General features: G+C 71.4%; 23 protein-coding genes. 9 read left to right on the top strand and 14 right to left on the bottom strand.

The features are described from left to right. Nucleotide 1: 1 nt before the first annotated feature. Nucleotides 2-1348 carry a threonine/serine exporter family protein gene (locus tag ACZ6R6_RS16740; protein WP_470094188.1) on the top strand — a complete coding sequence of 449 codons (1347 nt, stop codon included), beginning with the start codon at nucleotides 2-4 and terminating at the stop codon, nucleotides 1346-1348. 103 nt (nucleotides 1349-1451) lie between these two features. On the opposite strand, the gene ACZ6R6_RS16735 is transcribed toward ACZ6R6_RS16740, so the two are convergent. The 3 genes from ACZ6R6_RS16735 to ACZ6R6_RS16725 form a co-directional block, all read right to left on the bottom strand. Next, complete coding sequence (locus ACZ6R6_RS16735; RefSeq protein ID WP_470094186.1) at nucleotides 1452-2018, bottom strand: TetR/AcrR family transcriptional regulator; 567 nt, start codon at nucleotides 2016-2018, stop codon at nucleotides 1452-1454. Between the two features lie 306 nt (nucleotides 2019-2324). Continuing rightward, nucleotides 2325-6338 (bottom strand): AAA family ATPase, encoded by a 4014-nt coding sequence (locus tag ACZ6R6_RS16730; protein WP_470094184.1) that lies wholly within the window; start codon nucleotides 6336-6338, stop codon nucleotides 2325-2327. After that, complete coding sequence (locus ACZ6R6_RS16725) at nucleotides 6339-7466, bottom strand: exonuclease SbcCD subunit D (protein ID WP_470094182.1); 1128 nt, start codon at nucleotides 7464-7466, stop codon at nucleotides 6339-6341. Between the two features lie 183 nt (nucleotides 7467-7649). Here ACZ6R6_RS16725 and ACZ6R6_RS16720 point away from each other — a divergent pair, with 183 nt between their 5' ends. Beyond that, nucleotides 7650-9140, top strand: coding sequence for an alpha/beta hydrolase family protein (locus ACZ6R6_RS16720; RefSeq protein WP_470094180.1), 1491 nt, complete (start codon nucleotides 7650-7652; stop codon nucleotides 9138-9140). Here the strand turns inward: ACZ6R6_RS16720 and ACZ6R6_RS16715 are convergent. Together ACZ6R6_RS16715 and ACZ6R6_RS16710 are read right to left on the bottom strand one after the other, a co-directional pair. Then, nucleotides 9124-10089: an alpha/beta hydrolase gene (locus ACZ6R6_RS16715; protein WP_470094178.1), complete on the bottom strand. Its 966-nt coding sequence runs from the start codon at nucleotides 10087-10089 to the stop codon at nucleotides 9124-9126. The genes ACZ6R6_RS16720 and ACZ6R6_RS16715 overlap by 17 nt on opposite strands. Before the next feature lie 4 nt (nucleotides 10090-10093). Then, nucleotides 10094-10975 carry a crotonase/enoyl-CoA hydratase family protein gene (locus ACZ6R6_RS16710; protein WP_470094176.1) on the bottom strand — a complete coding sequence of 294 codons (882 nt, stop codon included), beginning with the start codon at nucleotides 10973-10975 and terminating at the stop codon, nucleotides 10094-10096. Nucleotides 10976-11117: 142 nt separating this feature from the next. Here ACZ6R6_RS16710 and ACZ6R6_RS16705 point away from each other — a divergent pair, with 142 nt between their 5' ends. Further along, nucleotides 11118-12602, top strand: coding sequence for an LCP family protein (locus ACZ6R6_RS16705; protein WP_470094174.1), 1485 nt, complete (start codon nucleotides 11118-11120; stop codon nucleotides 12600-12602). A gap of 282 nt (nucleotides 12603-12884) precedes the next feature. Here the strand turns inward: ACZ6R6_RS16705 and ACZ6R6_RS16700 are convergent, their stop codons facing one another. Both ACZ6R6_RS16700 and ACZ6R6_RS16695 read right to left on the bottom strand, forming a co-directional pair. Next, a complete protein-coding gene (locus tag ACZ6R6_RS16700; RefSeq protein WP_470094172.1) occupies nucleotides 12885-13085 on the bottom strand; it encodes a DUF397 domain-containing protein in 201 nt (66 codons plus the stop codon). After that, nucleotides 13076-13609, bottom strand: a complete 534-nt coding sequence (locus ACZ6R6_RS16695; RefSeq protein WP_470094523.1) for a DUF5753 domain-containing protein — start codon at nucleotides 13607-13609, stop codon at nucleotides 13076-13078. Before ACZ6R6_RS16695 ends, ACZ6R6_RS16700 begins: the two co-directional genes overlap by 10 nt. Nucleotides 13610-13798: 189 nt before the next feature. On the opposite strand from ACZ6R6_RS16695, the gene ACZ6R6_RS16690 reads away from it, so the two are divergent. Next, nucleotides 13799-14569 (top strand): phosphotransferase family protein, encoded by a 771-nt coding sequence (locus ACZ6R6_RS16690; protein WP_470094170.1) that lies wholly within the window; start codon nucleotides 13799-13801, stop codon nucleotides 14567-14569. Between the two features lie 18 nt (nucleotides 14570-14587). Here ACZ6R6_RS16690 and ACZ6R6_RS16685 read toward each other — a convergent pair. Then, nucleotides 14588-15375 (bottom strand): IS5 family transposase gene (locus ACZ6R6_RS16685; protein WP_470094521.1). Its coding sequence is split into 2 segments (ribosomal slippage): nucleotides 14588-15042 and nucleotides 15042-15375, totalling 789 coding nucleotides; the frame shifts between segments, so codons are not numbered across the junction. A gap of 84 nt (nucleotides 15376-15459) precedes the next feature. Further along, nucleotides 15460-15708 (bottom strand): helix-turn-helix domain-containing protein, encoded by a 249-nt coding sequence (locus ACZ6R6_RS16680; RefSeq protein WP_470094168.1) that lies wholly within the window; start codon nucleotides 15706-15708, stop codon nucleotides 15460-15462. Between the two features lie 495 nt (nucleotides 15709-16203). On the opposite strand from ACZ6R6_RS16680, the gene ACZ6R6_RS16675 reads away from it, so the two are divergent. Next, nucleotides 16204-16680: a hypothetical protein gene (locus ACZ6R6_RS16675; RefSeq protein WP_470094166.1), complete on the top strand. Its 477-nt coding sequence runs from the start codon at nucleotides 16204-16206 to the stop codon at nucleotides 16678-16680. A gap of 14 nt (nucleotides 16681-16694) precedes the next feature. Here the strand turns inward: ACZ6R6_RS16675 and ACZ6R6_RS16670 are convergent, their stop codons facing one another. Together ACZ6R6_RS16670 and ACZ6R6_RS16665 are read right to left on the bottom strand one after the other, a co-directional pair. Next, entirely contained in the window at nucleotides 16695-18626 is a 1932-nt protein-coding gene (locus tag ACZ6R6_RS16670) for a hypothetical protein (protein WP_470094164.1), read from the bottom strand. A 70-nt stretch (nucleotides 18627-18696) separates the two neighbouring features. Then, the gene (locus ACZ6R6_RS16665) at nucleotides 18697-19005 is read right to left on the bottom strand and encodes a hypothetical protein (RefSeq protein WP_470094163.1); all 309 of its coding nucleotides are present in this window, start codon (nucleotides 19003-19005) and stop codon (nucleotides 18697-18699) included. A gap of 239 nt (nucleotides 19006-19244) precedes the next feature. Here ACZ6R6_RS16665 and ACZ6R6_RS16660 point away from each other — a divergent pair, with 239 nt between their 5' ends. After that, nucleotides 19245-19478, top strand: coding sequence for a hypothetical protein (locus tag ACZ6R6_RS16660; protein WP_470094161.1), 234 nt, complete (start codon nucleotides 19245-19247; stop codon nucleotides 19476-19478). Here ACZ6R6_RS16660 and ACZ6R6_RS16655 read toward each other — a convergent pair. From ACZ6R6_RS16655 to ACZ6R6_RS16645, 3 genes are all read right to left on the bottom strand, one after another. After that, the gene (locus ACZ6R6_RS16655; RefSeq protein ID WP_470094159.1) at nucleotides 19466-20470 is read right to left on the bottom strand and encodes an enolase C-terminal domain-like protein; all 1005 of its coding nucleotides are present in this window, start codon (nucleotides 20468-20470) and stop codon (nucleotides 19466-19468) included. The genes ACZ6R6_RS16660 and ACZ6R6_RS16655 overlap by 13 nt on opposite strands. Before the next feature lie 101 nt (nucleotides 20471-20571). After that, nucleotides 20572-21924, bottom strand: a complete 1353-nt coding sequence (locus ACZ6R6_RS16650; protein ID WP_470094157.1) for an MFS transporter — start codon at nucleotides 21922-21924, stop codon at nucleotides 20572-20574. Nucleotides 21925-21972: 48 nt separating this feature from the next. Then, nucleotides 21973-22653: a TetR/AcrR family transcriptional regulator gene (locus ACZ6R6_RS16645; RefSeq protein ID WP_470094155.1), complete on the bottom strand. Its 681-nt coding sequence runs from the start codon at nucleotides 22651-22653 to the stop codon at nucleotides 21973-21975. A gap of 313 nt (nucleotides 22654-22966) precedes the next feature. Between ACZ6R6_RS16645 and ACZ6R6_RS16640 the strand changes: the two genes are divergently transcribed. The 3 genes from ACZ6R6_RS16640 (at nucleotide 22967) to ACZ6R6_RS16630 (ending at nucleotide 25337) form a co-directional block, all read left to right on the top strand. Then, nucleotides 22967-24121: an alkaline phosphatase PhoX gene (locus tag ACZ6R6_RS16640; RefSeq protein ID WP_470094153.1), complete on the top strand. Its 1155-nt coding sequence runs from the start codon at nucleotides 22967-22969 to the stop codon at nucleotides 24119-24121. Nucleotides 24122-24253: 132 nt separating this feature from the next. Beyond that, nucleotides 24254-24883 carry a TetR/AcrR family transcriptional regulator gene (locus ACZ6R6_RS16635; protein ID WP_470094151.1) on the top strand — a complete coding sequence of 210 codons (630 nt, stop codon included), beginning with the start codon at nucleotides 24254-24256 and terminating at the stop codon, nucleotides 24881-24883. A 1-nt stretch (nucleotide 24884) separates the two neighbouring features. Beyond that, nucleotides 24885-25337, top strand: a complete 453-nt coding sequence (locus tag ACZ6R6_RS16630; protein ID WP_470094149.1) for an acyl-CoA thioesterase — start codon at nucleotides 24885-24887, stop codon at nucleotides 25335-25337. Nucleotides 25338-25378 lie beyond the last annotated feature (41 nt).

Genomic DNA, 25378 nt, shown 5'->3' with positions numbered 1-25378 from the left:
GGTGTCGGCGTCGTCGCTGGAGCAGTCCCCTCCCCGGCCCGACCTCTACCGGGCCATGGTGCTGGCCCTGCGCGTGGGCGAGCTGCTGCTCGGCAGCGGGGAGGGCACCGAGACGGTGTCCGGCAGCATGCGCAGGATCACCAACGCCTACGGCGTGCCGCACTGCGAGGCCGACGTCAACCTGTCGGCCATCACGCTGTCGCACGTCCCCTCGGACGGCAGCGCGCCGGTCACCGCCGAGCGGCGGGTCCGCCGGCGCCTGCCCGACTACGACCGGCTGATCGCCGTCCACGACATGGTCAAGGAGGCCTCCGACGGGTCGCTGCCGCTCGACGACGCCGAGACCCGGCTGCGGGAGATCACCCGGCGGGTGCCGGTCTACCCGAACTGGGTCCTGATCACGGCGCTCGCGCTGATCGCCTCCTCGGCGAGCATCCTGGTCGGCGGCGGCGTGCCCGTCGCGGTGGCCGCCTTCTGCGCCACCGTGCTGGGCGACCGGGCCGGCGCCTGGCTGGCCCGACGGGGTGTCGCGGAGTTCTTCCAGCTCGCGGTGGCGGCGATGCTCGGCTCGCTGGTCGCGGTGCTCATGATCTGGCTCGACGCGCCGGTGCAGGCCGCTGCCGTGGTGGTGGGCGCGGTCGTCGCGCTGCTGCCCGGACGTCCCATGGTGGCCTGCGTGCAGGACGGCATCGCCGGCGAATACGTCACGGCGACCGGCCGGCTGTTCGAGATCTTCTTCATGCTGACCGCGATCATCTCCGGGATCGGCGTCACCCTCTACGCGGCGGTCCGCCTCGGTGTGCCGCTCAGTGTGGAGAACGTGCCCGCCGCGCCCCTGGTGATCAGGCCCGAGCAGCTGCTCGGCGCCGTCGGCCTGACGCTGTCGTTCGCCGTCGCCCTGCTGGTGCCGCCCCGTCACCTGGTCCCCGCGGCGATCGGCGGCGGGATGGTCTGGGTGGTCTTCGTACAGCTCTACAGCTGGCAGGTCCCGGTCATCCTGGCGACGGCCGTCTCGGCGGCGGTCGTCGGCCTGTTCGGCAGCGCCTACGCCGGCCGCGCGCGGGTGCCCTCGATGGTGGTCACGATCCCGGCGATCGGCTCGCTGCTGCCAGGCACCGCGCTCTACCGGGGCATGCTCGAAGCCAGCCTCGGCCACGCCGACGAGGGGCTGGTCAGCCTGTTGCAGGCCCTGTCGACCGCTCTCGCCCTGGGCGCCGGGGTGATGCTCGGCTCGGAGATCCTGCGCGCGGTCACCGGCTCCGACCTGACCAGGCGCGTGCGCCGCCCGGCCGGCCGGCGCAGGCCGTTCATCACCCGCCCGGCCGCCCGCCGCACCCGCGGCTTCTGACACGCGCCGCCGTCACCGGTCACGCCACCGCAGACCGTCGGTCACCCACCCGGCCGCCCGCGGCTCCCGACCACGCGCCGCCGTCACCGACCGCGCGCCGCCGTCACCGGTCACGCGTCCGCAGGCCGTCCGTCACCAGGTCGAGGAGGCGGTCGGCGTCGCTCCCGCCGTGCTCGCCCGCCCAGGCGATCGCGTTGACCAACTTGACGAGGTCGGCGCCGGTGACCTCCGGACGGATCGCGCCGGCGCGCTGGGCGTTGGCGAGCAGCCGGTCGCCGTTGCGCTGCATCGTCTCGCACGAGCCGTGCAGCTCGGAGCTGGGGTCACGGATGCTGCTCATCAGCGTCGCGGCCAGGCCCCGGTAGGTGGTCGCGTGGGCCACCAGGTGGCGCAGCCACACCAGGAGCGCCTCCTCCGGTGACGGAGACTCCAGCAGCTCGCGGGCCCGGGCGTCGATGGTGGCGATGCCGTCGTGGAGCACCGCCTCCAGCAGTGCCCGGCGGGTGGGGAAATGCCGGTAAAGGGTGCCGATGCCCACCTCGGCCGAGCGCGCGATGTCCTCCAGGGACGCCTCGGTGCCGTGTTCGGCGAAGGCGTCCCGGGCCGCGGCGAGCAGCCGTCCGTAGTTGCGGCGCGCGTCGGCGCGCATGGGGCGCTGAGTGGTCGTCACCACGACTCCCTGCTGATCGGGGCTCCCCCCGCAGATGCGGCGGAGTCGGCCTCCGAAAGGCTACCGCGCCACCGGCGCGCCCCACCCTCGCCTCCTTCCGGACCTGTCCGGAGACCGCCCCCGCCGCTGGCCGCATGGAGACCACCTCGGCCTCTGGTTTCCGAACCTGTCCGAAGACCGCCCTGGCCTGTCCGGAGACCGCCCTGGCCCCTGGGCGCCTGGAGACCGCCCCGGCGCCCACCCCGCCGGGCCGGCCCGGGACGCGGGACGGCTCCGAGCTGCGGGGCGCGGGACGGCCGCGGGGCGCTAGACGGTCACCGAAAGGGTGGAGCCGCGACGGTCCTTGCGGACCCGCAGCTGCGCGGGGACGCGGGTGCGCAGCTCGGCGACGTGGCTGACGATGCCGACGGCCCTACCGCCGTCCCGCAGGCCGTCGAGGATGTCGAGCACTCCGTCGAGGGTGTCCTCGTCCAGGGTGCCGAAGCCCTCGTCGACGAAGAGCGTGCCGAGCTCCACTCCCCCGGCCTCGGCGGTGACCACGTCGGCGAGGCCGAGCGCGAGCGCCAGCGAGGTGATGAAGCTCTCGCCGCCGGACAGGGTGGCCGGGTCGCGGTCCACTCCGGTCCAGCCGTCCAGGATCCGCAGGCCGAGCCCGCCACCCGACCTGCTCCGGTCTCCGGCCGAGCGGCTGAGGTTGTGTTCGAGGAGATAGCGGCCGCCCGACATGTGGTCGAGCCGCTCGTTGGCCGACTCGACCACCTGGCGCAGGCGCTCGCCCAGCACGTAGGACGACAGCCGCATGTTCCACTGGTTGTCGGTGGAGTTCCCTCCGGTCAGAGCCGCGAGCCGGTCGGCGAGGCGGTGCCGCTCGGCGGCGGGCAGCCAGCTCTCCAGGCACCGGGTCAGCTCGGCGCGGAGCTCGGCCAGCCGCGCCTGGCGGGTCTCGGCCCGGTGCCGGGCGGAGAGCAGCCCGGCGTGGGCGGTCTCGGCGGCGTCCCGCGCGCGCTGCAGCCCGTCGAGGTCGGGCTCGGGCCCGGCCGCGGCGGCGACCAGCTCCGGATCGGCCAGCACCGCGGCGACCGCGAGGCGCTCCTTGTCGAGCTCGCGGAGGCGGGCGGCCTTCTCCTCCTGCTCGGCGGGAGGGCGCAGCGCCGCGCGGGCGTCGTCGAGCCCGAGGAAACCCGCCTCCGCAGCGGCGCCCTGCGCCCGCGTCCGGGCCGCCGCGAGCTCGGCGGCGGTGATCCGCTCCTCCCGGGTGGCCTCGACCGCCTCCTTGAGCAGCTCTGCCTCGTCGGCCAGCCGCTCCAGCCTGGCGGCCAGGGTCGGGTCCTCGCCGCGGGCCCCGTCGATGCGCGCGACGAGCCGCTCGCCGTCGGCGGTGAGCGTGTCCACGTCCGCGCGGCGGGCGGCGAGCGTGACCGCGAGCGCGCGCGAGCGCTCCTCCAGCTCACCGAGTTCGGCCGCGGTCCGGTCCGCCTCCGCCGCCAGCGCCGGCTCGGCCCCGGCCGACTCCCGCAGCCGGGCCAGCTCCGCCTCTGCCTCCCGGAGCTCCCGCGCCGCGTGCTCCGCGGTGAGCTCGGTCCTCTCGCTCGCCTCGCGGTGACCGGCCGCGAGGTCGGCGGCGCGGACGGCCACGGTGAGGGCGGCACCGAGCAGGGCCGCCTCCTCGGTGAGGCGGCGGCGGCGGGCCTGGACGGTGGGGTCGGCACCCCGGGCCTCCTCCAGGCGGGCGGTCAGCCGGTCGCGCTCGGCCTGCCACCCGGCCTGGCGGGCCCGCCCCTCGGCCAGCGTCCGGGCGATCTCCGCGGCCCGGGCCTGTGTGCCCTCCAGCTCGGCCGCCAGGCGGTCCGACTCCGTGCTGAGCGCCGTCTCGGCACCGGCGGCCGCGGTCAGGGACTCCAGCTCCCGCCGGGCCCCGGCGAGGATCTCCTGCGCCTGCTGGGCGTTCAGCCCGCCCGCTGCGGCGCGGGCCTCCTCCAGCCGCGAGGTCAGGGCCGTGACGGTGTTCTCGGCGGCCCGGCGCCGGTCCGTGGCGGCGTCGTAGGCGCTCTGGGCGGCGCGTTCGTCCTGCGCGGTGGGGGCCGCGGCGGCGGGGGCGGCCGGGGCCGGGTGGTCGGGCGAGCCGCAGACCGCACAGGGTTCGCCGGGGGCGAGCTTGAGCGCGAGCTCGGCGGCCATGCCGTCGATCCTGGCCTGACGGAGGTCCAGGTGACGCTCCCGGAGCCGCTGGGCCTGGTCGGTGGCTCCGGCCTGGGCCGCGCGCGCGGCCTCCAGCTCGGCGCCGAGGGCGTCGCGCCGCCGGACGGCGTCGAGCCGGGCGGCGGCGGCGTCCGCCTCCGCCTGCGCGAGGGGGATCCTGGCCGTCCGGGCTCTGACCGCCGCCAGCCTCGCCGAGACCTCCGCCAGCGCGGCGGGCAGCCTCTCCTGACTCTCGCGGAGCGCGGACTCCTGCCCGGCCGCGTCGCGGAGCCCGGTGTGGAGCCCGGCGAGCAGCCCGGCCAGCTCGGTGAGTCTGGCCTCGTCGGCGCGCAGGCCCTCCAGCCCGGCGAGCTCCTCTCTGCGCTCGCGTTCCCAGGAGGCCAGCAGCTCACGGGCCGCAGCCCCGTCCGGGACGGCGGGCGCGCCGGTGCCGCCCGTAGCGGGGGGCAGGGCGCGGAACCTGGCCGCCAGCTCGTCGCGGGCGGCGGCCAGCGCGGCGGCGAGGCCGTCGCGTTGCTCGGCGGCCCGCAGGCGGCCGGCGGCGGCCTCCCTGGCCGTTTCGGCGGCCGGGATCCGGGCGGCGTCCAGGCGGGCGGCCGTGAGGCGGGCGTCCACGTCGCGGCGGAGGCCGGGCAGGAGCGCCAGGCGGGCGTCGGCCGCGGCCAGCGCGGCGGTCAGGCCGGTGATCTCGCGGGCGGCCGCCTCGCGGTCCTGGACGATCTTCGCCAGGCGCGGCTCCTCGGCCCGCAGCTCGCTCAGCCGGGTGATCTCCCGGTGCCGGTCGCGCTCCAGCTCGGCCAGTTGGTCCGGGGAGACCCGGTGCCCCGCGGCGGCCAGGCGGTCGCGGGTGGCCGGATGATCCGGAGTGGTCAGGCGGTCCGGGGTAGCCGGATGGTCGAGAGTGGCCAGGCGGTCCGGGGCCGCGTCCCGGTCGGTGTGGATCAGGTCGGTGTGGATCAGGGGGAGGGCACGGGCCACGGCGTCGGCGGCCAGCCGGTGGGCCTTGGCCGCCGCCTCGGCCCGCTGCTCGACCGCCTGGATCAGGGGCAGCACCCGGTCGGCCCGGACCGCCTCCGCCAGGATGGCCTCCAGGTCGGCCCGTTCCTCGGCGCTCTCCTCCAGCGCCCGGCTCCGCGTCAGCGCCTCGGCGTGGCGGCGCCGCCGTTCGGCCAGCGCGGCGCCCCGCTCCAGCTCCGCGCGCGCCTGCCGTACGGCCGCCTCGCCCTCGCCGTGGCCCCGGCTCAGCCGGGCGACCGTGCCGGCGGCCAGTTCCTCCAGCGCCCCGGCCCAGCCCAGCGGATCGTCCTCCACCGAGACCACCGAGACCGCCACGGCCGGCGGTCCGCCGCCGTCCTCGGGCGGGTCGGACGGGCCGGGCAGGGCCGGCGGCCCGGCCTGCCCGGCACCGGAGGCCCGTGGGGCGGCGGCGGCCATCGACGCGAGGAGGTCGGGGCCGGCGGCCTCCTCCAGCCGCTTGACGACGAAGTCCACCTCCCTGCGGAACGCCTGCTGCTCGCGGTGGGCCTCGGTCCGGCGCTCGGCGAGCCAGGACTCGGCGGCGGCGTAGATCCTGACGGAGAACAGGCGCTCCAGGACCCGGCGCCGGTCTTCGCCGTCGGCGCGCAGGAACTTGGCGAAATCCCCCTGCGGCAACATCGCGACCTGGAAGAACTGCTCGGCGTTCATGCCCAGCAGGGTGCCGATGAACTCCCCCGCCTCATCGACCCGCGTGGTCAGCCCGGTCCACTCCCCCGAGGGGGCGAGCTCCTGCAGCAGGGCCTTCTCGTTCTCCCTGGTGGTGCCGGTCCCCCGGCGCTTGGGGCGCTGCCAGGCAGGCGACCGGCTGATCTTCAACCGCCGTCCCCTGACCGTGACCTCCAGCGCCACGGCGGGCCCCCGGTCCGGTGGCGCGTGGTCGCAGCGCAGACTCTTGGCACTGTCGCGCTTGCCGGGCACCCTGCCGTAGAGGGCGTAGCAGAGGGCGTCCAGCACGGTGGTCTTGCCCGCGCCGGTGGGACCGTGGATGAGGAACAGCCCGGCCTCGGCGAGGGCGTCGAAGTCGACCTCCTCCTCACCGGGGAAGGAGCCGAACGCGCTGATCCACAGACGGTGCGGGCGCATCTACGCCATCGCCTCCTTGGTACGGCCGGCCTCGACGGCTTCCTGGATCAACCGGATCTCCTCGGCGTCGGCGGCCTCGCCGCGCACCTCGCGGACGAAGTCGAGGGCGACCTCGATCTCGGGGCGCCCGGCCAGCTTCGGGCGCGCCACGGCCTCCCGGACGCCGCCCTCGGGTTCGAAGGAGAGCGCGAGGGTGTGTTCGAAACGGGACCTGAGCCGCTCCATGGCGCCCTTCGGCCGGACCGGGTCGGTGAGCGTCACCTGCAGCCAGTGGTCCTCGTACCGGGCGTGCTCGGCCGAGGTCAGCAGGTCGTCGAGCCGGCCGCGGAGCCGGTGGACCGGCCGGGGTACCGGGGCCTCGACGAACTCCGCGCTCACCCGCCCCCCGGAGTCGAGGTCCACCAGCCAGGAGCCCTTCACCTGGCCGGCCTCGGAGAAGGAGTAGGCGATGGGGGATCCGGAGTAGCGGACGGTCTCGCTCATCTTCTGGCGTCCGTGGAGATGGCCCAGCGCCACGTAGTCGACGCCGTCGAAGGCCGAGACCGGGACGTGGGCCACCCCGCCGACGCTGATGTCGCGCTCGCTGTCGCTGGCCTGCCCTCCGGTCACGAACGCGTGGGCGAGGACCACCGACCGGGGACCCCGGCGGGCGAGGTCGGCGCGGATCAGGGACATGGCGTGGCCGATCGCCGCGGTGTGGGTGCGCTCGGACAGCTCCCACGGCCCGCGCATCAGCTCCGGCTCCAGATAGGGGATGCCGTAGAACGCCACGTCGCCGACGACCACGGGCTCGCCCACCCGCCCCGGGTCGGTGCGCAGGTGGACGCCCGCGGCGTCGATCAGGTCGGCGCCGAAGCCGAGACGGCGCGCCGAGTCGTGGTTGCCGCTGATCAGCACCGTGCGCACCCGCTCGGCGACCAGCCGCCGCAGGGCCTGGTCGCACAGGTCGACCGCGTCGACCGAGGGCAGCGCCCGGTCGTAGACGTCGCCGGAGACGACGACCACGTCGACCCGCTCCGCCCTGACCGTCTCGATCAGGTGGTCGACGAAGACCCCCTGGGCGGCCAGGAGGCTCTCGCGATGGAACGGACGGCCCAGATGCCAGTCCGATGTGTGCAGCACCCGCATGTCGCTTGAAGCTAACAGGCCCCAGTCACAAATGCGTCCACTCTGACCACACCGATCGCGCCCCCTGTCAACCGCTCGCCCTCTGTCGTGGGATCGGGAAGGTGAGTACGCTTATTGATCAGAGGGAACGATACCGGCATACGGTCCTCACGGAGGCGGGCGACGATCGGGGAGCGGATCGGCATGCGGGCTGGCCGAGGCGTGTTGAGCGTGGCCGCGGGCTTGATCCTGGTGGCTCTCGCCACGGTGGGTTACGCTCTGCCGCCCCCCTTCGATCCGCCGCCGCTGACCGTGGACCCGGTCTTCCAGACGCTGCCCGCCCAGCCCGCGGCCGAGACCAGGCCCGTCGCGACGGCCGGACAGATCGTCACGCAGGACATCACCGTCGACGCCGGGGACACCACCCTCGAAGCCACGATCCGCGCCCCGCTCACCCCCGGCAGGCACCCGGCCCTGGTCTTCGTGCAGGGCGCCGGGCCCGGCGTGCGGGGCGAGTTCACCACGCAGGCGGAGCTGCTGGCCAGGGCGGGCATCGTCACGCTCGTCTACGACAAGCGGACCGTCCGCTACGACTTCCGCGACCGCGACTTCGGGCTGCTGGCCGACGACGCGCTGCGGGTCCTGGCCCGGCTGCGCACGCGCGCCGACGTCGACCCGGCCCGGATCGGGCTCTGGGGGGTGAGCGAGGGGAGCTGGGTGGTCCCGATCGCGGCCGCCAAGAGCGACGACGTCGGCTTCACCGTGCTGGTCTCGGCCCCCAACGTCTCGCCCATGCGGCAGGTCACCTGGGCCATGGGCGAGCAGCTCGACCGGCTGTACGCGCCCAGAGGGGTCCGTGAGCTGATCATCCGGGCGATGAGCGCGGTCCACATGAACTTCCTGCGCTACGACGGCCTGCCCGCGCTGCGCGGGATCCACCAGCCGGTCCTGGCCCTGTACGGCACACGTGACCCGTCGATCCCGTTCGTGGAGAGCAGCAAGGCGCTCACCGGCGCGCTCGCCGAGGGCGGCAACGCCGACTACACGATCCGCTACCTCGCCGGCGCCGACCACGGCATGCGCATCCACGGCGGGCCGTTCGCGCCCGGCTATCTGGAGACGCTGGCCAACTGGGTCAAGGGCCTGCCCGGCACGGCCAGGCCGGTGGTGCACATCGCGGGCGCCACCCCGGTCCAGCGCTACGAGGCCAGCGAGGTCCCCACCGCTCCGTGGTACGCCGGGGGCACGGTCCTCGGGCTCACGCTCTGCCTGGCCGCGGTGGGCTACGTGGTCGGCCCGGTGGCCGAGATGGTGGTACGGCTGCGCGGCCGGCGGTTGTCGGCCGAGGCCAACGCCCTGATCTGGCAGCCCATCCGGCGCCGCTTCCGCCGGATGGCCTGGACCGGGCTCGGGCTGCTGGTCTCGGTGCTGGCCTTCATCACGCTGCTGGTGCTGTTCTCGGTCAACCAGGCCGGAGCCTGGCCGGCGGTGCTCGCCGGCTGGCTGGTCATCCGGATCCTGGCGGTGCTCATGCTGCTGCAGGAGGTCACCGCCGTGGCGGCCGTCGTCTCGGGGCTGCGGGACGGCTGGCAGCCCAGCCGCCCGCAGAGCGTCGCGATCGCCGGCGTGCTGGGCGGCACCGGCCTGCTGCTGGTCGCGGCGGCCTACTACAGCCTCTTCACGTTCCCGTGGTAGCAGGTGAGTTCCCGTGATAGCAGGTGAGCCAGCGGTCCATCTCGGCGAACACCTGCTTGCGCGCGGGCCCGGGTGACAGCACCAGGTCATGTATGCCGCCCGGCACCCGCAGGCACGTCACGTGGGGGCCGATCCTGGTCGCCCAGTGCGCGATCTGCCCGGGGTCGAGCACGATGTCGGCCCCCTGCGCCTCGGGGGCGAAGTCGCGCAGCCGCAGGCCCTTCTCGGCGCAGAGCACCAGGATCGGGACGTCCGCCTGGAGGCCGCCGTGCAGGCGCCGCTGGGCCCGGCGGATCGCGGCCAGCCAGACGGCGTGCACCGCGAACCCGCCGATCGGCTTCCACTCCAGGTCGAAGTCCCATTCGCCGTGGTGGTCGCGGTGCAGGCTCGTGCCGTAGGCGGTGGCCAGCCCGAGGGGCAGGACGGCGCGGGCCGGCATCCTGGACAACGGCCCCTTGAGCAGGTCGGCGGCGATCCGCAGGGGCGAGGGGACGTTGAGGTCGAGGAAGGGGCTGTTGAGCACCAGGCTCTGGATCAGCCCCCGGCCCCGGACCCGGTCGGCCCAGAGGGCGGCGACCAGGCCGCCGGTGGAGTGGCCGTTGAGGATCACCTCGTCGTGGCCGTCGTCCTCACGGATGATCCTGATCGCCTCGTCGATCTCCGGGAAGTACTCGGTGACGCTGCGCACGAACCCCCGTGTCTGGTGCGGCAGCAGCGAGCGGCCGTACTTGCGCAGGTCCAGACCGTAGAAGTCGATGCCCCGGGCGACGAAGTGGTCGGCCAGATGGGTCTGGAAGAAGTAGTCGGTGAAGCCGTGGACATAGAGAACGGCCCTGCCGGTGGGCTCGGGGGCGCGCCGCCGTACCAGCGAGGCGACCACCGCCCCCTCGTAGTCGTCGGCCATGGGCAGGACCGTGAGCTCGTAGTCGGGACCGAGAACGTCAAGCATGCGGTCAGGCTAGTCCGTAGGGGTTGACGGGCCAGGAGGGGACCGCGTCCGGAAGATCCTCGCTGACCCTCATCGGGAACTCCGCCGGGCGCTTCTCCAGGAAGGCCGTGACGCCTTCGGCCGCGTCGGGGGCGGCGCCGAGGGCGTTCATGAGGAAGGAGTCGGCGCGGTGGGCCTCCCACGGGGAGGCCGCCGACAGGCCGGACCACATGAGCCGCCGGATGGCGGCGACCGAGACCGCCGAGGTGTTGTCGGCGATCTCGCGGGCCAGCGCGTAGGCGGCCGGCAGGAGCTCCTCCGGGGCGTGGACCCTGGAGACCAGGCGGCCCTGGAGCGCCTCGGAGGCGGAGAAGACGCGGCCGGTGACGGCCCACTCCATGGCCTGGGCGATGCCGACGATCCGGGGCAGGAACCAGCTGGAGGCCGCCTCGGTCACGATCCCGCGCCGGGCGAAGACGAAGCCGAACCTGGCGGTGTCGGAGGCCAGTCTGACGTCCATGGGGAGCGTCATCGTCACCCCGACGCCCACGGCCGGACCGTTGACGGCGCCGATGACCGGCTTGAGGGAGCGGGCGATGCGGAGCGCGACCGTGCCGCCGCCGTCGCGGGGCGAGCCGTCGACGGTGTCCTCACCGCCGTACATCTCCTCGCTCCTGCGATGGTTGAAGGTGTCGCCGCCGCCGCCGAGGTCGGCTCCGGCGCAGAAGGCCCGGCCCTGTCCGGTGACCACCACCGCGCGCACCTCGTCGTCGGCGTCCGCCCGGTCGAAGGCCTCGATCAGCTCGCCGCGCATGACGTAGGTGAAGGCGTTGAGGCGGTGGGGGCGGTTCAGCGTGATGGTGGCGACCCCGTCGGCCACGCCGTACTCGATCTCGGTGAAAGGCATGGCAGAACCTTATTCCAGTGGAAATATCACGATAAAGCCGGATTGCTTCTCATACTGTTCACCCATTCGCCGCCCACGGGCTCCGATCCCCGCCCTACCATCTCCCGTGCGACGCCCAAGTCGCGGAGGAATTGGGGAGCAGGTGCGGGACAGATCAAGGCCGTCCGGGGTCGGCGCGGTCATCGGATGGACGGCCCTGTCCGCCATCGCGCCGGGGGCCGCGCACCTGCGCGCCGGATGGCGCAGGACCGGGCTGGTGCTGCTGTCGGTCTACGCCGCGCTGCTGCTGGCCCTGCTGTGGGTGGCGCTCACCGCCGATCTCGGCGACCTCGCCGGGAAGCTGGTCGCCTCCTCCTGGCTGACCGCCGTCACCGTGGCCTCCATCGCGCTCGGCGCCGCCTGGTCCGCACTCGTCGTGCACTCCTTCGTGGTACTCAACCCGGGCACGCTCCCCCGGGCCGGCCAGGCCGTCGCCGGGACCCTCGCGGGAGTGCTCGCGGTCGTCATGCTCGTGCCCTTCGGCCTGGTCGGGCAGTACGCCGCGGTCTCGCAGTCGGCACTGGAGGAGGTCTTCAGCGCCCCCGCCACGCCGCCGCGCCCGTCGAGCTCGACCGGCGAGGACGACCCGTGGGCGGGCCGGGACCGGGTGAACATCCTGCTGCTCGGCGGCGACGCCGACACCCACCGGGTGGGCGTGCGGACCGACAGCATCAACGTGGCCAGCATCGACGTCGAGACCGGCAACACCGTGCTGCTGAGCCTGCCGCGCAACCTGGAGAACGTCCGCTTCGTCCCGGGCTCGCCGATGGCCAGGCGCTTCCCCGACGGCTTCCGGCTGCCGGCCAACCCGGACGGCTCGCGCGAGGACCTGCTGTTCGCGGTCTGGGAATACTCCGACGCCCACCCGGAGATCTTCGGTGGGCGCAGGAACCAGGGCACCCGGACGCTCATGGAGACGATCGGCTACACCCTCGGCCTGAAGATCGACTGGTATGCCCTGGTGAACATGTGGGGTTTCGCCCGGCTGATCGACGCGATCGGAGGCGTGCGGCTGACCGTGCCGCAGGACGTGGTCTTCGGGAAGTACAACGAGGGCCTGGTCAAGGCGGGCACCCGCAAGCTCCGCGGGGCCGACGCGATGTGGTTCGCCCGCTCGCGCACCAACAGCAGCGACTTCGTCCGGATGGGACGCCAGCGCTGCGTGCTGGGCGCCCTGCTCGCCCAGGCCGACCCGGCGACCGTGCTGTCCCGGTTCAACCGGATCGCGCTGGCCACCAAGGAACTCCTGCGGACCGACATCCCACGTCCGATGCTGGAGCACCTGGTCCCGCTGGCCCTGAAGGTGAAGGGCGCCAAGGTGACCAGCGTGCAGTTCGTGCCACCGCTGATCAACACCGGCTATCCCGACTGGGCCAAGATCCGCACCGTCACCGCCAAGGCCGTCCGCGCCTCGGCCACCCCCCGCCGGCACCTCACCGCGACCGCCACGCCCGACCCCCGGTCCACCGCCACCTCGGCCACCACGCCCGACCCCCGGTCCACCGCCACACCCGCCCCCACCTCCCGGCCCGTCACCGGGAAGGCGGACGCGACCGCCCCCAAGAGCATCACCGAGGGCTGCGGCTGACGATGAACGGGCTCGCCTTGCCGCTGTGCGACACGTACGACGCGTCGCGGGCTCGGGTGCATGCCACGAAGAGCAGACATCGCTCACGCCGGAGATCCTGCCAATGAGTCAGCGCGTCCTCATCCTCCGGCGTGCCCCCGGATGAGTCGGGGACGGCCTGTTCCCGCCGGACGGGGCTCTCTTCTGACGGGCTGACATCGATGAAGAGGGTGGCGTTGCCCTGATCTCGGCCAGGACCGGCCTCCTGGTTAGGATGGACGGCTTCTCCTGACCGAGACCAGATCAGCGGTCGAACTCGCCGGACTTGACGCCGCCGATGAACGCTCCCCACCCGGCGGGGGTGAAGAGCAGCTTGGGACCGTCAGGGTTCTTGCTGTCGCGGATCGCGACCACCCTGGGGAGATTGGCGGCGACCTCCACACACCGGCCACCGCTGTCTCCAGAGCGCGACGACTTCCGCCAGATGGCGGCGCTCAGGTCCATTCGCGTCTCACTTCCTCGATCATCTTGAGGAATATGCGCTCAGGATAGGCCCACAGTCGTATCGCCTCATATCGTTCCTGAATGGAAGCTACGAATTCACAGTCATTCGTGACGTGCCCCTGAGCTGGCGAGTCTGCGTGGATGGTGATCGGCTGCCCGCCCGGAAGCTCAGCGATCATGAAAGCGTCGGCCAAGCCGGGGAGGCATTCCGGGTCGACGACTTGGACGGAGACAGATGGGCGCTCAGAAACTTTCAGCAGGTGATCGAGCTGCCCGCACATCACCTCGGCTTCACCGACCTTTCGGCGCAGCACGCCTGCGTCGATAAGCACAGGGACGAAGGGAGGATTGTCCCGATCAAGGATCTGCTGCCGCCGCATCCGAGCCTGGACTCGCTCCTCCACCGCCTCGGGAGTTGCTCGGGGCTCCAGGTTGAAGATGTGTCGGGCGTAGGACTCCGTCTGGAGAAGGCCCGGGACGAGAAGAGGGTCCCAAGAGCGGAGGACAAGGGCGGTGGGCTCGATCTCCTCGGCCCAGTCGTGGAACCAGGCCGGGCTGCGGGACTAAGGGCTCCTAACAAAAGTGGTGGACTTGACCTGGTCAGCGGTCGGTGTCGCGCACGAGGCTGCTTGGTAGCGGGACGCGGTCAGCCGCGCAATCGCACGCGATAAACCCGGTGACGTCGACGATCATCACCGGGATACTGGTCGCCCATGGATGAGGTCAAAATGGTCGTCGCCCATTCCGAGCGCGCGACCCTGCGCGTCGGCGACGTGTTCCTGAAGGTGGACGCCGATCAGGCGCGCATCGACGTCGAGGTCGAGGCGATGGCCCTGGCGCCGGTCCCGACCCCGAAGGTCCTGTGGCACAAGCCGCCGGTGCTCGCGATCGCCGCAGTCCCGGGGACGGCGCTCGGCCGCCTCGGCGAGCCGTCGACCGCGTCCCCGGCGGCGTGGGCCGCGGCGGGCGCCGCCATCCGGAGGTTGCACGACGCGCCGTTGCCGCCCAGGCCCGGCCAGGCCGGCCGGGGCCTCGACGAGTTGGCGGCGGATCTCGATGGCGAGTGCGAGTGGCTCGTGACGAACGGCGTCCTACCCGCTGACCTGGTCACCCGCAACCGCCAGGTCGCCGAGGCCGCGCTCCGGCCGTGGACACCGGCCTTCACGCACGGCGACCTGCAGATCGATCACGTGTTCGTCGACGGCGACGGGATCACGGGCATCATCGACTGGTCCGAGGCGGGCCAAGGTGATGCCCTGTACGACCTCGCCACCTTGACGCTCGGGCACGAGGAGCACCTCGGCGACGTCGTCGCCGGCTACGGCACCGACGTCGACCTCGACGTGATCCGCGCGTGGTGGTCGTTGCGAAGCCTGCTGAATGTTCGCTGGCTGGTCGAGCACGGCTTCGACCCGTTCGCGCCGGGCTGTGAGATCGACGTGCTGAGATCCCGCTGTGAGGCTGCGCGGGCCCGACTGCTATGAGAAGTCCTATCGGAACGATCAGTGGATGAGGCGTCGCCAGCAGATGATGGCGGCGGCGAGGGTCATGAAGGCTTCGTGGATGTCGTCGCGAATCTCCCAGCGGATGCGCAGGCGGCGAAACCAATGCAACAGGGCGATCGTCTGCTCGATCACCCAGCGATGCCTACCCAGGCCGGAGCCGTGCGGGGTGCCACGGCGGGCGATGACCGGTTTGACCCCTGCGGCCCAGACCATCCGGCGGTACTTGTCATGGTCATAGCCCCGATCGGCGTACAACGCCTTCGGTCGCCGGCGGGGCCGACCCCGCTGGCCACGCACCGGCGGGATTGCCCGCAGCAGCGGCATGAGCTGGGTGACATCGTTGCGGTTGCCGCCGGTCAGGCTGAGTGCGAGGGGGATGCCGTTGCCGTCGGCGATGATGTGGTGCTTGGAGCCCGTCTTGGCGCGGTCGACCGGGCTCGGCCCTGTTTTGGGCCGCCCTTCAGCGCCCGGATGTGGGAGCTGTCGATCACCCCCTTGGACCAGTCAAGCTTGCCCGTGGCATGCAGCTCGGCCAGCAGTAGTCCGTGCAGCTTCTGCCACACCCCGGCCTGATGCCAGTCCCGTAGCCTCCGCCAGCAGGTCATCCCTGAGCCGAAGCCCAGCTCTTGGGGCAGGAACTCCCAGGCAATACCGGTGTAGAGCACGAACAAGATGCCCGACAGGACCTTCCGGTTGTCCAGGCGTTTGCGGCCCGGATGATCTGTACGGCGTGGCAAGACCGGCAACAACGGTTCGAACCGCGCCCACAACTCATCCGGGATGATCCACGGCGGCTGCTCGCCCTTCCTCACATAGGTGATCAACCTGTAGATGATCACCGGTATTCCTAGATCATTTTGTTAGGGCTTCTAAGCGACAATGCTCTGGTAAAGCCGGGTGAAGGAGACATTGCCGGCCGCCTCGAATAGGCGGTCCAGTCGTTCAGCGTCGGACCTTGACGGGGTGCGGGTGGCCTTCTCCAGGCGACACACCTGGGTCTGGGTGCAGCCGAGTCGGGAGGCCACGGCAGTCCGCGAGAGCTGTGCGGCTTCCCGCAGGCGACACATCTCGGCGCCGAACCGCACGCGAGGGGACCCGGGTCGAGAGAGGGGCACCATCCATCATATTTCCTCTCGAATTAGAAAAAATGGACTTAATGCCGACCGATGACACCGAACTCGATCCAGGTAGACTAACGACTGTTATTATCCGCTCTACTCTGGATTGTCGATCCGATAGCCGACCAACCGCCGGTAAATCATTCTAGACACAGACACTCTCTCTGCGACAGCACGAGGAAGAAAGCAGTTCGTCACTTTCTCTAACAGAGAGAAACCAGGCCACACATGGATACAACAGTGCTCTTCAACACCCGGATCATAAACATCTGAAAGCATCCGGAAGGGGGAATCATGACGACAGGCGAGCCGCCGGCCGGACGAATCGCGACTCTGGCCAGTGACGACAAGGCCGCCTCGAGGTCGAGAGGCAAGGCCTGCTATCGCCTCAAAGACGGCCATCCCCGGCAACCAGGTACGGGAAGGGTGTGGCGGAAGCGTGCCGAGTGGGTGAAGATTGGTACGTCTCGGAAACCATCACCCCGGAGGTACTGAATGCGCGTCGCCCGCCTACTGGCCATCGGTTTGGCGCTGGTGATGGTGGCGTCTGGATGCACTTCCGAGCCTTCATTGAAGGAAGTGGCAGCGCAGCTACAGAAAGACACCCAGCAACTGGAGGTCGACGACGTCTTTAAGAACCCACTCAAGAAGCTGCGCATCCTGCAGCGTCCGGACAAGGACATTCCCTGCGCCAAGGATGGGTTCAGACGGGTACTGCGGGCAACGGCCGATTACCAGCGCGGCAAGGAAGAAGTGCTGGACTCTCACCTGGACGGAGCCCAGAGGCTCATGGAAAACACCCTTTCCCAAACCCTGGGTTACCGAATGGAATATGACATAAGCCAGGCAGACGCCCCGGAAGGGCGATTCATCCATGGCAGCAAGGAGATAGGGATCATCGTGAACGTGTATGTGGCACCAGAAGCCCCGACCTGGCGGCTGCACGCGCAGACCGTCTGTCTGCAACGCTGAGAGAATCGACCACGTCAGTCACCGGTCCGGGCCTTCAGTAGGTTCTCAGCCAAATCGCTGGTCTGGGCCCGTGAGGAGTTTTCAATTTTATCATCGAGCTTTCCGTTGCCGTCCATCCATGCCTCGTAAACGGCCAGCTTCTCCTGGAGCTTTTGCTCCCATTTCCCGTCACCGGTGACCTCACGCCTGGCTTCGACCACGAACTCGTCATATGTCTTTAGGGCGCCGGTAGTCGCGCTGATGAGCTCCTTGGGAGGTTCACTCGCCGGGTATCCGCCGCTGTGGAGAAGATGCGCTATGTCGTACTTCATGCGTTTAGCGAGGTCAGACCGTTTCTCGGTGGCCGCTTCGACCTGTGTCTCGAAGCTGTCGGCCCAGTCATCCGAGAGAGAGCTAACGATGTATGCCTGAGCGAGATCCCATCCGAGTTCGGCAAATTGGTCTACGACAGGAATCCCACCGAGGAAAAACCCGGCGGTGTTCTTGGTGAAGTCGCGCGCCAGGTCGGCAACCGCGTCCTCCTCACCGAGCACGTCTACCGTCGTCCTGAACGCGACGCTACCGAAGTCGCCGAACATCATCGAGATGTCACGGAAATAATTGTTGTCGCTCCGCGCGTCCAGACGGGCGGCGGTCAGCAAGGTGTCATGGCGGAACCTCGCCACCGTCGAGTTGAACTCGTCGGCGAGCTTCTTCTCACCGACGAAGGTCTTCATGAATTGAGAGGTGTCGCCGGGACTGAGGTAGAACGCCGGGGTCACCCCAGGAAGAGGTTTCCAATGCTCCGGAACTTTCAGCCCCGATGCCCGATCCACGGCCTTGTCGAAGCGCCCGCCCGAAATCAACTCATGCACATACGACTTCGCGATCACTCCCATGGATTCCTTGGCTGTATACGGCAGATTTTGTCCGAAGGAGCCCGCCGCTCTGATCGCGTCCAGGGTGAAGGCGGCGGCGGCCGGGCTGTGCTGGCCGGCCTTCTCGGTCGTGGCCTCGGCGCCCGCCTCCATGACCCGACCGAAGGCGTCGGCCACCTCGTCTCCGGTGTCGATCGTCTGGGCATAGTCGAGGAGCTGTTTCATTTTGTCGACCTGGCTCAGTTTGACGTCCGTACCGCCCATCTTGGTGAACGCGTCCCGCACGGCGGCGCCGTCTCCGGCGAGCACCTCCAGTCCCATGGCGACCAGGTCGGAGGAGTATCCGTACGCCTTCGTCTCGATGGGGCCGACGGCGCGGCGGTCCTGGCGGGGATCCTTGGTGAAACCGTCCAGGACCAGCCCGCGGGCCGCCACGCTGCGGACGCCGGAGGGGGCGTTGGCGCCCTTGAGCAGAGCGAGCCGGTTCCAGGCGGTGGTCTTGTCGGTCGGCTTCACCAGGTCGTTTCTGACCTTGGCGAATGCCGGGATGAGGGCGGGGGCGCGCAGGGCGGCGCCGAGGGCCGCACTGAAGGCGGCCAGGTCCTTCTTGGCGGTCTTGCTGCCGGTGCTCGCGATGAGGCTCGCCAGGCTGTCGCGGGCCTTCGCCGGCAGCAGGGCGAAGAAGGCGGCGGCGGCCTGGGGGTTCTCCGCCAGCTTGGCGACCTCGTCGGCGTGCTCGTGGATGAGCGCGGCCTGGAGCTCGCCGCCGTGGTTGACGAGGATGTCGTTGCCGTACATGCTCGCCAGGCCTCGGGCGGTCTCGAAGCCTTCCAGCTCGTCGGGCAGGCGGACGAGCGGCGACCGGTCGCCTCCGCCGCCCAGCTCCGGGGCGCCCTTGCCCAGGTCGTTGATCAGATCGATCCGGCCGTGGAGCATGGAGACCTGTGTGCCGCCCCAGTCGGCGATGTCGGCGATCTCCCGCAGCGCGGGGGTGCTGATCCCGTGCTGGCGGAGCTTTCCCTCGAACTCCTTGCTGAACGCGGTCAGCCGGTCGGCCGCACCGCTCAAGGAGGTGGCGAGCTGCCCCATCCCCTCGGGATCGATGCCGCAGAACTCGGCGGTGGGTGCCATGGAGCGTTCCCCCTCATGGTCACGACGGTCATGTGCGCCCGGCCATCTCCCGGCGCGCGGCGTTCGCCTGGGACTCGGTCACCAGCGGAGGAGTGCGGCGCAGCTCCTCCTCGATCGCGTCGACCACGCGCTGCGCGAGCCGTCCCAGCCGCTGGTGCCGCTCTTCCAGCTCGGTGGTCCACCTGGCGGCGGTCGGCCCCGTCCAGACCTTCCCCGACCGCATCGCCGAGGAGGCGCGCTGATAGGCCTGCCGTACGTCCTGAGCCCTGCCCTCGGCCTCCACGAGGAGGCGCTGCAGCTCCGCGTGCCGGGGATTGGGCACCATCGGCTCGGCCACGCCGCCCCCGTCCTCTCCAGGACCCCGTGATGAAAGAAAAAATTAATACCACACCGGGTATAGATCGTCTATGCCGGCAAGGCCAAGACGCCGCCGGCATCGCGTTTCTACCCTTGGAGCTATAACCACGAGAGCGGATTGGTCTGATATTTCGGTCATTCCATCTCACGCCGAAACGACTACTCCACCCGACAGAATCGGAGTAACGGACGTCACTGTTCGAAGGACACGTCGACGCGGTGGAAAACGCCGCCGAGGCCGCGTCACAGGTGTTTTCCGGCGCCGTTTCCGCGCTGTTCTCCACCGGCCGTCCGGGCACGCCTCCGGCCATCGCGGCCGTCATCATCCAGGTGTCACACATCACCATTTGTCATATCAAGGAGAGTCGGGCTCCGATCATGACCTTCCCGTGTTCCACGACGCCGGCCGGCGCCCCGCTGCCGGAGAGCGCCGGCGGCGCTCAGGCGGCGTAGGACTCCTTGGCCAGACGGCGGACACGGGCCACGTCGACGGTGTGGCCGAGGCCCGGCTGGGTGAGCGGCACGGCCACGACGCCGCCGGAGGCGCCGACCGGCGGGGTGACGATCTGCGCGCTGCGCGGCGGCTCGGCCACGTCGCAGGGCAGGCCGCAGCCGGGCAGGCTGGCCGCGGCCACCGTGGCCGCCCGGGCCAGGCCGGTGCCCTGGCCACCGGCGCAGGCGATCTCCCAGCCCGCCGCCAGGGCGCGGTCGTGGACCCGCCGCACCTCGCGCAGGGAACCCAGGACGGCCGGGCGCAGCAGCAGCGCCCGGCCCGCTCCGACGAGGACGGCCTCGTCGAGCTCGGCCAGCGAGGACACCTCCAGCAGGACCGGGGCGGCGACCCGCTCCTGCAGCTCGGCGTGGTCGGCGAGACCGGCGAACGGGCGCTCGATGGACGAGAGCGTGTAGGCGTCCAGCGCCTCCAGGGCGCCGACGTCGGTGTAGGCGCCACGGGCGTCCACGCCGATGCCCAGCGCCGGGTACGCCTGACGGACGGCGCGCAGCGGCTCGATGTCCCAGCCGGGGTGGACGTCCAGGGTGATGTGGGCGTAGCCGGCGCAGACATGGCGGTTGACCCGCGCGACCAGGCTCTCCAGGTTGCGCTCGGCGCCGATCCTGACGGTGGCCATCAGCGAGGTGCGGCTGCCGCCCAGCGCGTGGGAGAGCGGCACCCCGCGCATCCTGGCCCACAGGTCCCAGCAGGCCATGTCGGCCGCGGGGCCGCCGGGGACGGCGCCCAGCTCGTCGGGGTGCTCCCAGTCGACGCCGATCAGCGCGTGGGCGAGCCCCTCCTCCAGGGAGGCCCAGGTCTTCGGGTCGGGGTCGACGACCTCTCCCCAACCGGTCATGCCCCCGTAGTCGGTGAGCCGGACGAGGATGCTCTCCGGCCGCCTGCCGTACGGCAGGACCAGGCGGAACATCTCAAGCTCGCGCACGCGCGGCATGAATTTCCCTCATCTCTGCTCGGAAAACGCGAATCCCGCCCGGAGGCGGGACTCCCCCTCAACGCGGAGGAGGGCGGCGTTCTTCCCATAGTGCCACGGGGTCAGTCCCTGAACCGGCCCGCGACCAGCACGCCCGTGCTCGCCATGAGCGCGGTCAGCGCGAAGCACACGAGGTAGACGGGCCCGGCCGCGCCGAAGGCCGCGACGATCGCGCCGACGACGGCGACCGTGACCACGGTGAAGACCGACTCCCCGATCCCCATCGAGGCGCTGTTCTCGCCTTCCTCACCGGGGCGCGACAGCTCCAGGACGAGCACCGACAGCGTCGGGTAGACGATCCCGATGCCGAACCCGAGCACGGCCTCGCCGACGAAGGCCAGGGCCACGGGGACGGCCGCGAAGACGGTCAGGGCCATCAGCACGATGCCCGTGGCGATCAGGGCGGGGCCGGTCCGCAGGATCAGGACCCGGTCGTAGCGCTTGCGCCCGACGACCCACGAGCCGAAGGACCAGGCGAGCGCGCCACCGGTGAGCACCATCCCGGCCTGGGCGGGCGACAGGCCACGCTCCCCGGTGAGCATGAGCGGCAGGAACACCTCGCCGCCGAAGACGGTGCCGGCGGCGATCCCGCGCAGGGCGATCACCGAGGGCAGGCCCCGCGCGGCGCGCAGGGTGCCGGGCGGCAGCAGCCGGGGCAGCGTGAGCACCAGGACGAGCAGCCCGGCGGCCAGCAGGATCAGCCCGGCGCCGCGCGCCGCTCCGCCGTACTGCATGAGCGCGGCGCCCACGGCCGTCAGCGCCGCCCAGCCCAGCCGCCGCATGATGGGGGTGCGCTCGCCCACCTCGGGGCCGTCGTCGGCCGGCGTGGTGGACAGGCCCCGCCACAGCAGCAGGGCCGCGGGGACGACGAGCAGCGGCACCCCCAGGAAGACCCAGCGCCAGCCCAGCTGCTCCACCACGACTCCGGTGATCGCCGGCCCGACCATGGACGGCACCACCCAGGCTCCGGCGAAGACGGAGAAGACCTTGGGGTGCATGGCCGCCGGGTAGATCCGTGACACCAGCACGTACATCGAGACCTGGAAGATCCCTCCGCCGAAGCCCTGCACGAACCGGCCCAGGATGAACAGGTCCATGGTGGGCGCAACTCCCGCGATCACGAGCCCCACGGCGAAGGCGGCCACCCCCGCCCAGAGAGGAGCGACCGGTCCTCGGAGGTCGGCCCAGCGCCCGCCCAGCACGGTGGCGACCATCGCGGCGGCCAGTGACCCGCTGAAGGCCAGGGCGTACAGCGCGAGCCCGTCGAGCTCGCGGCCCACGACCGGCATGGCCGTCGCCACGGCGAGCGCCTCGAAGGCCACCAGGACGATCAATGCGACCATGCCGACCGTCAGGGCGCGGTAACGCTGGGCAAATATCCCCTCAGATGGGGCGAGAACCGTCGTAGCAGTCATGATCGGACTGTATGGGCACCGCCCCGCTCCGGGCATCGGTCCCGCAGGTCAGCCCTTGGTCGTAGGACCCGCCGCCTCGACATGGGAGAGCAGGCCGCGCAGGATCAGGTCCAGGCCGACCTCGAAACGCTCGACGCCGCGGGCGTCCACCAGGTTGCCGACCTGGGCGACGAGGTCGGGGAAGCGGTCGGCGGGCAGGCTGCGGCAGAACTCCCCGATCTGGCCGGAGAGCTCCCCCATGAAACTGGCCGGCTCCCCGCCGCCGGCGCGCCGCGAGCCCTCGTAGGCGTCGGAGCAGACGTAGAGGCCGAGCCGGTCGACCATCAGGGCCGCGACCTTGGGCGGCACCCCTCCGGCGAGCATGATGGCCAGCTGCGCCTCGCCGACCCGCAGGGCGTTGGGCCCGGCCGGGACGGTGGACAGGCCGACCTTGGCGATGTCGGCGTGGGAGCCGAACACCCGGAACGTCTCCATGACCAGCTCCCTGAGCTGCTCCAGCCAGCGCTCCGGCTCGGGCTCGGGGGTCCGGATCTCACCCATGACCTCGTCGTAGACCAGATCGAGCAGCTCCTCCTTGTTCTCCACGTGGGCGTAGAGGGAGGCGGGGCCGGTGCCGAGCTCCTGGGCGACCCGGCGCATGCTCAGCGCGTCGAGCCCCTCGGCGTCGAGGATCCGCAGCCCGGCGGCGACGATGAGATCCCTGCTCAGGACGGGCCGCGGAGCGCTCACCCGGCGAGGCCTGCGCCACGGCGGAGCCGGATGTCGGTCATCCGCCGATCGTATACCGCGCCTACTTCCTCGCGAATGCCGTACGGAAGGACGAACGGTGTGCATGGCGCGGATGCTGTCCGTCGCCACCGTGCCGTCGGTGCGCGCCGGAGCGCACCCGGGCCGCGCTGGACCCCGCGGACGGCGTGGCGGGCAATCAGTACGGGCAGGACATATCCCGTTAACCGTGCGCACGGACGGCCGTTCGCCGGTGCTTCCAACCTCGGGACGATCGGGGAACGGTCCTGTTGATCCTCACATGAGAGGTCCGTCAATGGAACGTCGTACATTCCTCCGCGCCTCGGCGCTCGGCGCCGGCGCCCTGGCCTTCACCGGCAGCCTCTGGCAGGACGCCCTCGCGGCCCCCGCCCAGAACGCCCCAGGCCCCTACGGGCCCCTGCTGGCCGCCGACGGCAACGGCATCCGGCTCCCGGCGGGCTTCACCAGCCAGGTGATCGCCCGGTCCGGGCAGACGGTCCCCGGCACCTCCTACATCTGGCACAGCGCCCCCGACGGCGGTGCCTGCTTCGCCGACGGCGGCGGATGGATCTACGTGTCCAACTCCGAGGTCAATCCCGGCGGCGGCGCCTCGGCGATCCGCTTCGACTCCGGCGGCGGCGTCGTCTCCGCGGTCTCGATCCTGTCGGGCACCCGGCAGAACTGCGCCGGCGGCGCGACGCCGTGGAACACCTGGCTGTCGTGCGAGGAGGTCAGCCGGGGCTACGTCTACGAGACCCACCCCTTCGGCGGCGCCGCGGTGCAACGTCCGGCCCTGGGCCGCTTCAAGCACGAGGCGGCGGCGGCCGACCCGGTCCGCAAGGTCGTCTACCTGACCGAGGACGAGACCGACGGCCGGTTCTACCGGTTCGTCCCGGCGACCTGGGGCGACCTGTCGTCCGGCAGGCTGCAGGTGCTCCGCGCGGGCTCGGCCACCTCCGGCGCCTTCACCTGGGCCGACGTCCCCGACCCCGACGGCTCCCCGACCGTGACCCGCAGCCAGGTCTCCGGCTCCAAGTCCTTCAACGGCGGCGAGGGCTGCCACTACGCCAACGACACCGTGTGGTTCACCACCAAGGGCGACAACCGGGTCTGGCAGGTCGACGTCGCCGCCGGCACCTACGAGCTCGCCTACGACGACAGCCTCGTCAGCCCCGGCGCGGCGCCGCTGACCGGGGTGGACAACGTCACCGGCTCGGCCTCCGGGGATCTCTACGTGGCCGAGGACGGCGGCAACATGGAGATCTGCCTGATCACCCCGGACGACAAGGTCTCCCCCTTCCTGCGGATCAACGGCCAGGGCTCCTCGGAGATCACCGGCCCCGCCTTCAATCCCACGGGCAACCGCCTTTACTTCTCCTCCCAGCGCGGCACCTCCGGATCCTCCTCCGGAGGGATCACCTACTGCGTCAGCGGCCCGTTCCGCACCTGAGGCCCGTCCGGACCGTACGGAGCCACCGGCCCGTACGGCCTGGGGCCGCCCCGCGCGGGTCCGGGGTCCGGGCCCGGGGCTGTCCAAAAATAAGTCCGACCGGTCGGTCATATTGTTTGCTAGAGTGACGGCATGATCGACGGACGGCTCCAGCGCGGCGAGCGGACCCGCCAGGCGGTGCTCGACACCGCCGTCCGGCTGGCCTCGGTGGAAGGGCTCGACGGCCTGTCACTGGCCCGGCTCGCCCAGACTCTCGGCGTCAGCAAGTCCGGACTTTTCACACACTGGCCGGATAAACAAGCACTTCAGCTCGCGATCGTGGAGCAGGCCCGGCAGCAGTGGGTCGATCAGATCATCGAGCCGGCCCTGCGCGTGCCCGGGAGGGTGCGCAAGCTGTGGGCCCTGCACGAGCACCGCCTGGCCTTCTACGCCTCCGCGCAGCTGCCCGGCGGCTGCTTCTTCGGCGCCGTCGAGGGGGAGTTCGACGACCGGCCGGGCCCGGTCCACGACGCCATCGCCACCGCCGTCGACAGCTGGATGGACCTGCTGACCCGGCTGGCCGGGCGGGCCGTCGAGCTCGGCGAGCTGCGGCCCGGCACCGACCCCGGCCTGCTCGCCTTCGAGATCGAGGCGCTCGGCGCGGCCGTGGTCGTCCACACCCACCTTCTCCACCACGAGCACAGCCACCGATACGCCCGCCGCGCCGTGCTCGACCGGCTCCGGGCGCTCGCGACCGACCCCAGCATCCTCCCGGAGGCCTGACATGACGACCGCCCTGCAGATCGGGCCCATCCAGCCCGTGCAGATCCACTTCGAGGACCTCGACGCCATGGGCGTGGTGCACAACGCCCGCTACGTCCTGCTGCTGGAGCGGGCCCTGTCCGGTTACTGGGCGGAGCACGGCTGGGCCTTCGACCCCACCCGTCCCCACTTCGCCGAGATCTTCTTCGTGGTGCGCGAGTTCTCCATCACCTACCACGTGCCGATCAGCACCGTGGGCACGGCCGCGGTGCACTTCTGGGTGGAGCACCTCGGCACGACCAGCGTGGTGTACGGCTTCCGCGTGCTGTCGGCCGACCACGGCGTCGTGCACGCCGAGGGCCGCCGCGTCCAGGTCAGGCTGGACCCCGCCACGCTGCGGCCGAGCCCGATGAGTCCGGCCCTACGCGAGTCCATCCAGCCGCTGGTCCTGACGGCGGGCCACCTCGGCTCCTGACCGCGACCGTAGACCAGCGCGGCTCCTGACCGCGACCGCGG

The organism is Streptosporangium sp. NPDC048886, assembly GCF_055586905.1.
The sequence above is the reverse complement of the archived record's forward strand: the minus strand, read 5'-3'. Positions and strand labels throughout refer to the sequence as shown.

Excerpts from the sequence above, each read along its gene's own strand:
- ACZ6R6_RS16700 (WP_470094172.1), bottom strand. The coding sequence starts at position 13,085 with ATGGACCTGAGCGCCGCCATCTGGCGGAAGTCGTCGCGCTCTGGAGAC.
- ACZ6R6_RS16715 (WP_470094178.1), bottom strand. The coding sequence starts at position 10,089 with ATGCTTGACGTTCTCGGTCCCGACTACGAGCTCACGGTCCTGCCCATG.
- ACZ6R6_RS16730 (WP_470094184.1), bottom strand. The coding sequence starts at position 6,338 with ATGCGCCCGCACCGTCTGTGGATCAGCGCGTTCGGCTCCTTCCCCGGT.
- ACZ6R6_RS16640 (WP_470094153.1), top strand. The coding sequence starts at position 22,967 with ATGGAACGTCGTACATTCCTCCGCGCCTCGGCGCTCGGCGCCGGCGCC.
- ACZ6R6_RS16710 (WP_470094176.1), bottom strand. The coding sequence starts at position 10,975 with ATGCCTTTCACCGAGATCGAGTACGGCGTGGCCGACGGGGTCGCCACC.
- ACZ6R6_RS16675 (WP_470094166.1), top strand. The coding sequence starts at position 16,204 with ATGCGCGTCGCCCGCCTACTGGCCATCGGTTTGGCGCTGGTGATGGTG.
- ACZ6R6_RS16630 (WP_470094149.1), top strand. The coding sequence starts at position 24,885 with ATGACGACCGCCCTGCAGATCGGGCCCATCCAGCCCGTGCAGATCCAC.
- ACZ6R6_RS16655 (WP_470094159.1), bottom strand. The coding sequence starts at position 20,470 with ATGCCGCGCGTGCGCGAGCTTGAGATGTTCCGCCTGGTCCTGCCGTAC.
- ACZ6R6_RS16650 (WP_470094157.1), bottom strand. The coding sequence starts at position 21,924 with ATGACTGCTACGACGGTTCTCGCCCCATCTGAGGGGATATTTGCCCAG.
- ACZ6R6_RS16720 (WP_470094180.1), top strand. The coding sequence starts at position 7,650 with ATGCGGGCTGGCCGAGGCGTGTTGAGCGTGGCCGCGGGCTTGATCCTG.
- ACZ6R6_RS16680 (WP_470094168.1), bottom strand. The coding sequence starts at position 15,708 with ATGGTGCCCCTCTCTCGACCCGGGTCCCCTCGCGTGCGGTTCGGCGCC.
- ACZ6R6_RS16635 (WP_470094151.1), top strand. The coding sequence starts at position 24,254 with ATGATCGACGGACGGCTCCAGCGCGGCGAGCGGACCCGCCAGGCGGTG.
- ACZ6R6_RS16670 (WP_470094164.1), bottom strand. The coding sequence starts at position 18,626 with ATGGGGCAGCTCGCCACCTCCTTGAGCGGTGCGGCCGACCGGCTGACC.
- ACZ6R6_RS16725 (WP_470094182.1), bottom strand. The coding sequence starts at position 7,466 with ATGCGGGTGCTGCACACATCGGACTGGCATCTGGGCCGTCCGTTCCAT.
- ACZ6R6_RS16690 (WP_470094170.1), top strand. The coding sequence starts at position 13,799 with ATGGATGAGGTCAAAATGGTCGTCGCCCATTCCGAGCGCGCGACCCTG.